A 9,170-nucleotide genomic window follows, 5' to 3' on the forward strand; every position below is an offset into this window, starting at 1 on the left:
TATATAGCGACTTTTTCGTTTATATAGCGGAAATTTCATTTATATAGCGACTTTTAGATTTATATAGCGACTTTTTCATTTTTATAGCGAATTGGAAATTATCAGCGATTTTTTCCATTTTGCCAGCACATAAAAAAGAACGGAACCCCTCCGGTTCCGTCCTTCATCAAATACTATTTCGCTTTTTCAGCGTTTTCCTGCTCTTTCAAACGTTCCAGTGCCATTTCGTAAGCGTCGTTTCCGTAATTCAAGCATCGCTTGACACGGGAAATCGTTGCCGTGCTTGCGCCTGTTTCTGTTTCGATTTTATGATAAGTCTTGCCCTCACGTAGCATGCGGGCAACTTCAAGGCGTTGTGCAAGCGACTGGATTTCGTTCACTGTCGCCAGGTCGTCGAAGAAGCGATATGCTTCGTCGAGATCTTTCAGCGATAAAATCGCCTTGAATAATTGATCGAGTTCTTTTCCTCTTAATTTATCAATTTGCATATAGTCTACCCCTTAATTCACTCAGAATTTTATTGTTGAGAGTCGAATGAGACATCGCTGATTGATGGGACAATGTTGATCCATGTTTTCCCGGGAACGAAACCAGCTTTAACCCCATCCTTATAAGGGACGATCCTGCCAGCTTCATTTTTCCATTGTATCTCATTCACTTTGCCTTTTTGGAACAGATATCCCTTGCCGCCGGAGTCCATATCGATGACCCTGCGACCGGCACTATCAATTACCTGATGGTCCATTTGCACGACAAGGATGTTGTCGAGCAGAACAGGTTCCTTCGATTCAAGGTCAATCGTTTCATCACTGCCATTAAAACGGTGGTACTTCTGTTGATCTGCGCTATACTCGTAAATCACATCGAACGACGGTGAACCGTATGTTACCATGAATTCCTCCGCCGGAGTACCTCCCAGCTGTCCAGCTTCCTCACTGCTCAAGAATACTGCAGGAGCCGGTGCTTCATCAAGTACGTAACCCTTCTTCTCCGCACCCTTCAAGATATTCTTATAGGTGATATAAGAATTATGCGGTGCCTTACGGAAATCAGCCCGCTTGAACAATGTTCCATCATATTGCATTCCGTTGATGTTATCGACCACTCCGCGATCAAGCATTTCCTTTGCTTCGGGGCTGTAGCCATGCGCGATGAAAAAGCTGTCAAACCCAGATGCCAAATCGATAAAGTATTCCCTCGCACTGCGGACGGGCCCTATTTTTTCAGGCTGTTCGCTTTGAAAAATCGCCACGAATCTTGTAACGTCTCCTTCGGCAAGAACCTCATGGATGACGTCAGCTTTGTGAAGACCCGATTGCGGACGCGCCTTTGGATGGTTATTGACCACCACGGCCACTGCCCGGTCGAAACTCTCCTCGGCAGTCCCCACCCCGGTCAGCGGGAACTGATACGGCAGTTCCTCCGGTGTGACAACCTCTTCTACTTCAATTTCTTTTTCTTTATGTTCTGTTGCTTCTTTTTTCTCTGTCTCTTTACTGCTGCACCCGGCCGTAAGCACCATCGCGGCCGCCAGCACAGCGATCCATTTTTTTCTCATTTTCGCCACCCCTTGATCTCCAAGTTCGATCATGGCTGTCTATCTCTAGATGCACTGTTATATTTTAACGCATTATCGTTGGAAAGAGTACCGTTTTTTTCATCACATCATAGATGCCTTCTTGGGTGATACGGATATATGGCAAATGCGTTGAGCTAAAGAATAATAGTGAATAAATCGGATCGGCGAATTTATAGCCTTTTTCCTTTAAGTATTCAAGCAGCCTCTTCTCCTCTGCCATCAGCTCCGTCACAGGATGGCTGGACATGATACCCTGCAGCCTCAACGGAATCTCCTTGACTGGAACACCATTTTCACACGCCACTATGCCACCGCCGAGCTCCTTCATCCTGTTAAAAGCAGCGATCATATCCTGTTTGTTCTTCCCAATCAAGATGATGTCTCCGGTATTGGAAAACGAGCTTGCCAGCCCCTGCAGATTTGTCGCAAAGCCCTTCAGCATCGTATTGATTCGCCATTTTCCATTTCGGTCGATCAGCATGAAAAAGCACTCATCATGGTTTGACGATAGTTCCTCAGCGGACACATCGATTGAAATCGAATACGGCTTCGTTATGACTGAATTCTCCATTTTGATTCCAAACGGCATCGAGAATTGCATATCATCCATTGTCAGTTCCCAGTCCATTTTAAGCGGCTCAAAGCCCATTTCGGACCAGTCCATTTCTTTCGCTGCATCGATTGCTTCTCCATCTCGCTTCACCCACTGGCCCTTTGCCAGCACTGACACAGGTGTCGGGTTCATTTCATTATTCAAAATATTGATGTTCGCCACCCGGCCTGTCGCAATATTGCCATGAAGATGCTCGAAATTATAATAACGCGCCACATTGATACTTGCCATATTATAAGCATCGATGACCGGAACGCCCTTTTCAATTGCAATTCGAATCAATTCATCGATCACGCCATTTTCATAAAAGGCAGTGGATGCTCCGTCTGTCGTCATCATGAAACGGTCATATACAGCAATATCCAGTTCATGAATCTCGTCCAGCAGCTTCGGCAAATCAGGGCGGATCGATGAATGTCTCAACGAAACCATATATCCCTGCAACAGCCTTCTGCGGACTTCCTCGCCCGTCATCGCCTCATGGTCACAATCTGCGCCGAACAGCATCATTTTCGCGAGCGTTTTTTCCGATGCACCAGGAAAGTGCCCCTCAATTTTCTTGTGATGGCGCTTCGTTTCCTGCATCCAGTGAAGAATCATGTCGTCACCGTTCATCAGCTTAGGCCAGCAAGTCAGCTCACCGCCCTGGACGACATTCTCATGCTCAAGCCAGGCCCTGACATTGCTGTTGGAGAAGACCTCTTCCTCATGCTGGATTTCGGTCTGCGCATCAAAGCGGCACCACCAGTACATCGTGACCGGATTGTCATTCAGCTCATTGATAAAAGAAAACGCTTTCTTTTTACCTAATTGTAAAGCAAGCACCATATTGTCATTAATCAGCGTCGTCGTCCCCGTCTGCGATGCATAGGCAGCGAAAGAATGGGGATTATAAAGTTGAAACGGATGGGCATGGGGTTCAATATAGCCCGGCACCAGCTTCATCCCGGTGCAATCCACTATTTCACATTGCTTTGTATTTTCAGGCAGGTTTTCACCAACATACACAATCCTGTCATTGTAAATCCAAATGTTTGCAGTCATCCACTTGCGGAATGTCTGGTTCAAATATGTCGCATTTTTCAATAAGACCGTCGGTGAAAGGGTGCCGTCCAAAACAGCAGCATGGTCGCGCAATTGTTTGTTTTTCCATCGATAACGTTGTTCCATACCATGTTCCCCTTTTCTCTATTTTAAAAAGTTATATACAAGTTAGACTGTTGATTTTCGTTCCAGGCGCTTCGCTTTCCGCGGGCGGCCCGGGGAGCCTCCTCGTCGCTTCACTCCTGTGGGGTCTCCCCTGTCCCGTACATCCCGCAGGACATTGAGACGCTTCCGTGAACCCGCCCACGCACGATGAAAATGCGTTAGCATTTTCGGAGGAGTCTTCGCGCCTTCCACTGCATTCAACAGGTTTTAATAAAATTGAATTTCAACAAAACTAATCACAAAAAAGAAAGCCCTTACATTGTTGTACTATCGTAACATATTTCACTGTTTAACGCACTAAAGAATTTCAAATTAACTGTAAAAATGGAGCAAAGGAGTGATGAGAATATGAATGTAAGACCGAATATTGGGATCATCAACGCACTCGTCAGGATTACAGCGGGGCTGACAATCCTCGCATGGTCGACTTCGAAAATGGTAAAACGTCCGTGGAGAGATTCCTACATTTTCATGGCGATGCTTGGTGCAATGAAAGTCGGAGAAGGGATTGTCCGCTATTGCCCGTTGACCGCTGCCTATGAGAAAGGGCAGGATATGATGGAACAGCAAAATGCCGAAGATGGTGATTCTGAAGGATGGATACCTTATAACCCAAGTTAATTTGAAAAGCGCATGCGCCTTGGTCAGTCCCGACAAGCGCTGGAGCTAGACAATTCTCGAAGTGAAATGTAAATTTTCTTTGTCAATAATAAAAGCCCCCAATTAACCGGGGGCTTCAACTAAACTAAAGGAGATGATTTTATGTTCTGGGAATATATAATGGACGTCAGCTTCGTCTGGATCGCGTTGATTGGCAGCATTATCGCCCTGCTGCTCGTTTATATGAAAGGTTCTAGCAAGAGACGCGCCCGATAGCCTTGCTGCCGATATCCCTGCGGTAGAAGGTTTCAGGGCAGTCAAGCTTTTCTAGCTCAACGTACACTTTTTGCTGTGCTTCTTTTAACGATGCCGCTTTCGCACCGACGAGCAGCACCCTGCCGCCGTTCGTCACGAACTCACCCTCACTGTTTTTCGCTGTGCCCGCATGAAACACCTGCGACATGTTTTCAATACCCTTCAATACGGCACCTTTTTCATATTCCTCTGGATAGCCATTGGCCGCGACAACTACGCCGACCATTGCTTCCTCATGCCATTCCACCTCAGGCTTTCTGCCTTCAAGCAGTTCGAGAATGACCTCGACTAAATCTGATTTCATCCTCGGTAAAATCACCTGGGTTTCCGGGTCTCCGAATCGCGCATTGAATTCAATCACTTTTGGCCCATCCGATGTCTCAATCAGGCCAGCATACAGAATTCCTGTAAAGCTGCGCCCCTCCATTTCCATCGCAATCGCCGCCGGTTGAAGTATTTGTTCTACTGCAACCGCGATTGATTCCTTCCGGATTTGCGGTACCGGTGAATAAGCACCCATCCCGCCGGTATTCGGACCCTTATCGCCATCAAACACCCGCTTATGGTCCTGGGCAATTTCCAATGGAATGACATTTTCACCGTTCACGAATGCCATCAGCGAAAACTCTTCTCCTGTTAAAAATTGCTCGATGACCACACTAGCCGATGCATCACCAAATTTTCCGTCGAGCATCATTTCCTGCAAAGCATTTTCCGCTTCCTGCATGGTCATTGCGACGACGACACCTTTGCCAGCCGCAAGTCCATCAGCCTTGATGACAATCGGGGCGCCAACCTTCACGAGATAATCCCTTGCCTCAGCATAATCAGTAAAAGTTTCATACGCAGCAGTCGGGATGCCGTACTTTTTCATCAGGTCCTTCGCGAATGACTTGCTTCCCTCAATGATTGCCGCTCCTTTACGAGGGCCGAACACCTTAAGCCCTTCTTCAATAAAACGGTCCGCCAATCCTGCCTGCAAAGGAACCTCAGGCCCGATGATCGTCAGGCCGATTTGGTTTTCCTTAACAAATGCAACAAGCTGTTCAGTATCATTTTCATTTATCGCAATCACATTAGCACAATCCTCGATACCAGGATTGCCAGGAGCCACAAAAACCTCCGTAACAAGCGGACTTTCGCTGACCTTCCGGCAAATTGCATGCTCCCGGCCCCCTCTGCCAACCACAAGAACCTTCATAAACCGCACCTCCGTTGTAATCAGGACTGCTTTTAACTTAACGCTTGATTCAAAACCAAATCTGCGTCTTGCCAGCCATTAATGTCTGAAATGCCTTACGCCTGTAAACACCATCGCAATGCCATATTCATCCGCTTTTTTGATTGAATCTGCATCTCGGACGGATCCGCCTGGCTGGATGATGGCCGTGATTCCTGCTTTTGCTGCCGCTTCGACTGTGTCATCCATCGGGAAGAATGCGTCAGATGCGAGCGCAGCTCCATCCGCTTTCGCACCAGCCTGCTCCAGCGCAATTTTAGCCGCTCCAACTCGGTTCATCTGACCAGCGCCGATTCCTAATGTCATATCCTTATCCGCCACGACAATCGCGTTGGATTTAACATGCTTAACAACCTTCCATCCAAGCTTCAAGGCTTCCCATTCTGCTTCCGTTGGTTCACGCTTCGTAGGAACAGAGATTTCAGCATCGTCAAAGCCATATGCATCCTGTTCCTGCACAAGCAATCCGCCTTCGATTGACGAAAGGGTGTATTCCTTTGAAGCTTCACTATCAAATGAGACCTTCAACAACCGAAGATTCTTTTTCGCCGTTAAAATTTCCAGTGCTTCGTCGCTAAAAGAAGGGGCGATGATGATCTCAAGGAAGATTTCATAAAGCTTGCGCGCAGTCTCCCTATCTACCTCGCGATTCAAGGCAATGATTCCGCCGAAAATCGAAACCGGATCCGCTTCAAATGCCTTTCCAAATGCATCAAAAATGTCCTTACCAGCACCAACTCCGCAAGGGTTCATATGCTTGACCGCAACCGCTGCAGGCTCTGTGAATTCTTTTACAATCTGCAAAGCTGCGTTGGCATCATTGATATTGTTATAGGAAAGCTCTTTTCCGTGAAGCTGTTCCGCAGCGGCCACTGAAAAAGCCGATCCAAGCGGCTTCTGGTAAAAAGCAGCCTTCTGATGTGGATTTTCTCCATAGCGCAAGCTTTGCTTCAGCTCGAAAGTTACTGTCATTTTTTCCGGCTGTTCCTCGCCTGCAAGGCTTGTCATATATTCAGCAATCAGCGAATCATATGCAGCCGTGTGGCGGAACACCTTAGCAGCGAGGCAACGGCGGGTTTCCATTGTTGTTCCATTCTGATTCTTGTACTCTTCAATCACCTGCTTATAATCAGCAGGATCGACTAGCACCGTTATGTATTGATGGTTTTTAGCTGACGCGCGCAGCATCGCCGGACCGCCGATGTCGATATTTTCAATCGCATCTTCCGCTGTCACACCAGGCTTTGAAATCGTTTCTTTAAAAGGATACAAATTGACGCAGACAAGCTCGATTTTCTCGATTTCATTTTCTGCCAACTGCGCTTGATGAGAAGGATCATCGTACTTCGCAAGCAAGCCGCCATGGATTTTAGGGTGCAGCGTCTTCACACGACCTTCAAGGATTTCCGGAAAACCCGTCACATCGCTGATTCCAATGACAGGAACGCCACCTTCCTTGAGCGCATTTTTTGTACCGCCAGTCGAGACGATTTCAAATCCAAGCTCGGCAAGCTCCTTCGCAAACTCGACAATTCCTTCCTTATTTGAAACACTGATCAGTGCACGCTTTTTTCCCATTGTAATGCCTCCTCTTCTCCGTTCAACAGCTCCTCCAAAACTTCTGGATACAGGCTGTGTTCAATCCGCTGTATTTTCTTCTGAAGTGACTCCCTTGTTTCATCTGCTTCGACTTTTACCGAAGCGCTCGCAATGATCGGTCCGGTATCCATTCCTTCGTCCACGTAATGGATCGTCACTCCGGTTTTCTCCACTCCCGCTGCCAGCGCCTGCCCAATCGCATCCTTCCCAGGAAACGCTGGCAGTAGTGACGGGTGGATGTTCACGATTTTCCCTTCATAGGCTTCAAGCAATGTCGGCCCAATGAGGCGCATGTATCCTGCAAGGACAATCATTTCTACTTCAAGGCTGATTAACTTTTGTAAAATTTCTGCCTCATACGAAGCTTTGGCAGGATAGCTTTTCGGACTGATCACCAGAGCTGGTATATTTAGCATTTCCGCACGATCTACCGAAAATGCACCTGGCTTATCACATACAAGCAGCGAAATTTCAGCATTCAGAATACCTGACTGTGCCGCCACGGCAATCGCCTGAAAATTGCTCCCGCTCCCTGATGCAAAAACAGCTATTTTTTTCATAGTGCTTCACCAGCCGATTTTACAAGGATTCCTTCATTATCAGTAACTGTGCCGATTATTGAAGCCCGCTCTCCACACTCGTTAAAAAACTCCACAACTTCATGTGCAATTTTCGCTTCAACAGACACAACCATGCCAATACCCATATTGAAGATATTGTACATGTCGCTGCGTTCAATTTCACTAAGAGTTTCAATTGTCTTGAACACCTGTGGAATTTCCCAGCTGCCCTCATCAATTTTCGCGCCAAGTCCTTCCGGCAGCATACGCGGAATGTTTTCAATGAAACCGCCGCCCGTAATATGGGCCAGGCCTTTAAGCTCAAACTGTCTCATCGCGGCAAGTACCGATTTTACATAAATGCGGGTTGGCTTCAGCAGCTCTTCGCCAAGCGTACAGCCGAACTCATCAACATACCGGTCAAGCTCCCATTTAGCTTGCTCGAAAAAGACCTTGCGCACAAGTGAGTAGCCATTGCTGTGGATTCCGCTTGATGCAAGTCCGATCAGCACATCACCCTCTTTGAGTTTCTGTCCTGTGATGATATCTGCTTTTTCACAGGCGCCGACCGAGAAGCCAGCCAAATCGTATTCTTCCGGAGAGTACATCCCTGGCATTTCCGCGGTCTCCCCGCCAACCAGTGCACAGCCAGCTTGCTCGCAGCCATCGGCAATCCCTTTGACAATCGCTTCGATTTTTTCCGGCACTGCTTTACCGCAGGCGATATAGTCGAGGAAATATAAAGGCTCCGCTCCCTGGACAACGATGTCGTTCACGCACATTGCGACAGCATCTATGCCGATTGTATCATGCCGGTCCATCATGAATGCCAGCATCAGCTTCGTGCCAACTCCATCCGTGCCTGAAACGAGCACCGGCTCCTGTAGCCCAAGGCTGGAAAGGTCGAACATTCCGCCGAAACCGCCTAATGCACCCATCACACCATGCCTGACCGTCCGATTGACATGCTTTTTGATCCGTTCGACCGACTCGTACCCGGCCTCAATATCCACACCAGCCTGCTTATACGCATTTGCCATGTTCACTACCTCCGATTTGGCTGTTTATCTATCATTCAGCTTCTTAATTCCTGATTAAATATGATATTCGACGCCCTGCTATAGCGGAATTCCACGAAAGGTTGACTAAATACACACCCATCCGGGTTAATTGCACGCAAAATCGCCTAAATTGCAAGGTTATCGGGACTAATTGCACGAACATATCCTATAATTGCACGGTCTTTTCGTATAATCGCGCGATAACCTGACATAATTGCACCTTCATCCTAATTTTAGGAAATCCAACTTAATACGCATCAGCACTTCTGCCCAGCAGGCACTGCCTGCGGATAGATTTCTGTCGGGTACTTCCCGGTAAAACAAGCAAGACACTGGCCGCGTGTTTCGCCAGGTTCATTGTGCCCGATTGCTTCAAGCATGCCCTCGACACTCA

9 protein-coding genes are annotated in these 9,170 nt (G+C 47.4%); 2 read left to right on the forward strand and 7 right to left on the reverse strand.

Annotation, left to right across the window (positions count from 1 at the left end; all coding sequences use genetic code 11):
- Window positions 1–173 precede the first annotated feature (173 nt).
- From ACH0QE_RS07930 to ACH0QE_RS07940, 3 genes are all read right to left on the reverse strand, one after another.
- On the reverse strand, window positions 174–488 hold the full coding sequence (locus ACH0QE_RS07930) for a YerC/YecD family TrpR-related protein (protein ID WP_023626236.1): 315 nt from the start codon (window positions 486–488) through the stop codon (window positions 174–176).
- A gap of 29 nt (window positions 489–517) precedes the next feature.
- Window positions 518–1,558, reverse strand: coding sequence for a DUF3048 domain-containing protein (locus ACH0QE_RS07935; RefSeq protein WP_415800157.1), 1,041 nt, complete (start codon window positions 1,556–1,558; stop codon window positions 518–520).
- Window positions 1,559–1,622: 64 nt separating this feature from the next.
- The gene (locus tag ACH0QE_RS07940) at window positions 1,623–3,362 is read right to left on the reverse strand and encodes an adenine deaminase C-terminal domain-containing protein (protein WP_415800158.1); all 1,740 of its coding nucleotides are present in this window, start codon (window positions 3,360–3,362) and stop codon (window positions 1,623–1,625) included.
- A gap of 387 nt (window positions 3,363–3,749) precedes the next feature.
- Here ACH0QE_RS07940 and ACH0QE_RS07945 point away from each other — a divergent pair, with 387 nt between their 5' ends.
- Together ACH0QE_RS07945 and ACH0QE_RS07950 are read left to right on the forward strand one after the other, a co-directional pair.
- Window positions 3,750–4,022, forward strand: coding sequence for a YgaP family membrane protein (locus ACH0QE_RS07945; RefSeq protein ID WP_415800159.1), 273 nt, complete (start codon window positions 3,750–3,752; stop codon window positions 4,020–4,022).
- A 159-nt stretch (window positions 4,023–4,181) separates the two neighbouring features.
- Window positions 4,182–4,277 (forward strand): EYxxD motif small membrane protein, encoded by a 96-nt coding sequence (locus ACH0QE_RS07950; protein WP_415800164.1) that lies wholly within the window; start codon window positions 4,182–4,184, stop codon window positions 4,275–4,277.
- Here the strand turns inward: ACH0QE_RS07950 and purD are convergent.
- The 4 genes from purD to purM all read right to left on the reverse strand — a co-directional run bounded on the left by purD (window position 4,255) and on the right by purM (window position 8,755).
- Window positions 4,255–5,517, reverse strand: coding sequence for a phosphoribosylamine--glycine ligase (gene purD / locus ACH0QE_RS07955; protein ID WP_415800160.1), 1,263 nt, complete (start codon window positions 5,515–5,517; stop codon window positions 4,255–4,257). The genes ACH0QE_RS07950 and purD overlap by 23 nt on opposite strands.
- 78 nt (window positions 5,518–5,595) lie before the next feature.
- The gene (gene purH, locus ACH0QE_RS07960; protein WP_415800161.1) at window positions 5,596–7,134 is read right to left on the reverse strand and encodes a bifunctional phosphoribosylaminoimidazolecarboxamide formyltransferase/IMP cyclohydrolase; all 1,539 of its coding nucleotides are present in this window, start codon (window positions 7,132–7,134) and stop codon (window positions 5,596–5,598) included.
- Window positions 7,113–7,715: a phosphoribosylglycinamide formyltransferase gene (gene purN / locus ACH0QE_RS07965; protein WP_415800162.1), complete on the reverse strand. Its 603-nt coding sequence runs from the start codon at window positions 7,713–7,715 to the stop codon at window positions 7,113–7,115. The genes purH and purN overlap by 22 nt, the downstream gene beginning before the upstream one ends.
- Window positions 7,712–8,755 carry a phosphoribosylformylglycinamidine cyclo-ligase gene (gene purM / locus ACH0QE_RS07970; protein ID WP_415800163.1) on the reverse strand — a complete coding sequence of 348 codons (1,044 nt, stop codon included), beginning with the start codon at window positions 8,753–8,755 and terminating at the stop codon, window positions 7,712–7,714. Before purM ends, purN begins: the two co-directional genes overlap by 4 nt.
- Between the last annotated feature and the right edge of the window lie 415 nt (window positions 8,756–9,170).

Origin of the sequence: Mesobacillus sp., assembly GCF_047739415.1 — a bacterium.
Classification (GTDB): Bacteria; Bacillota; Bacilli; order Bacillales; family Cytobacillaceae; genus Mesobacillus.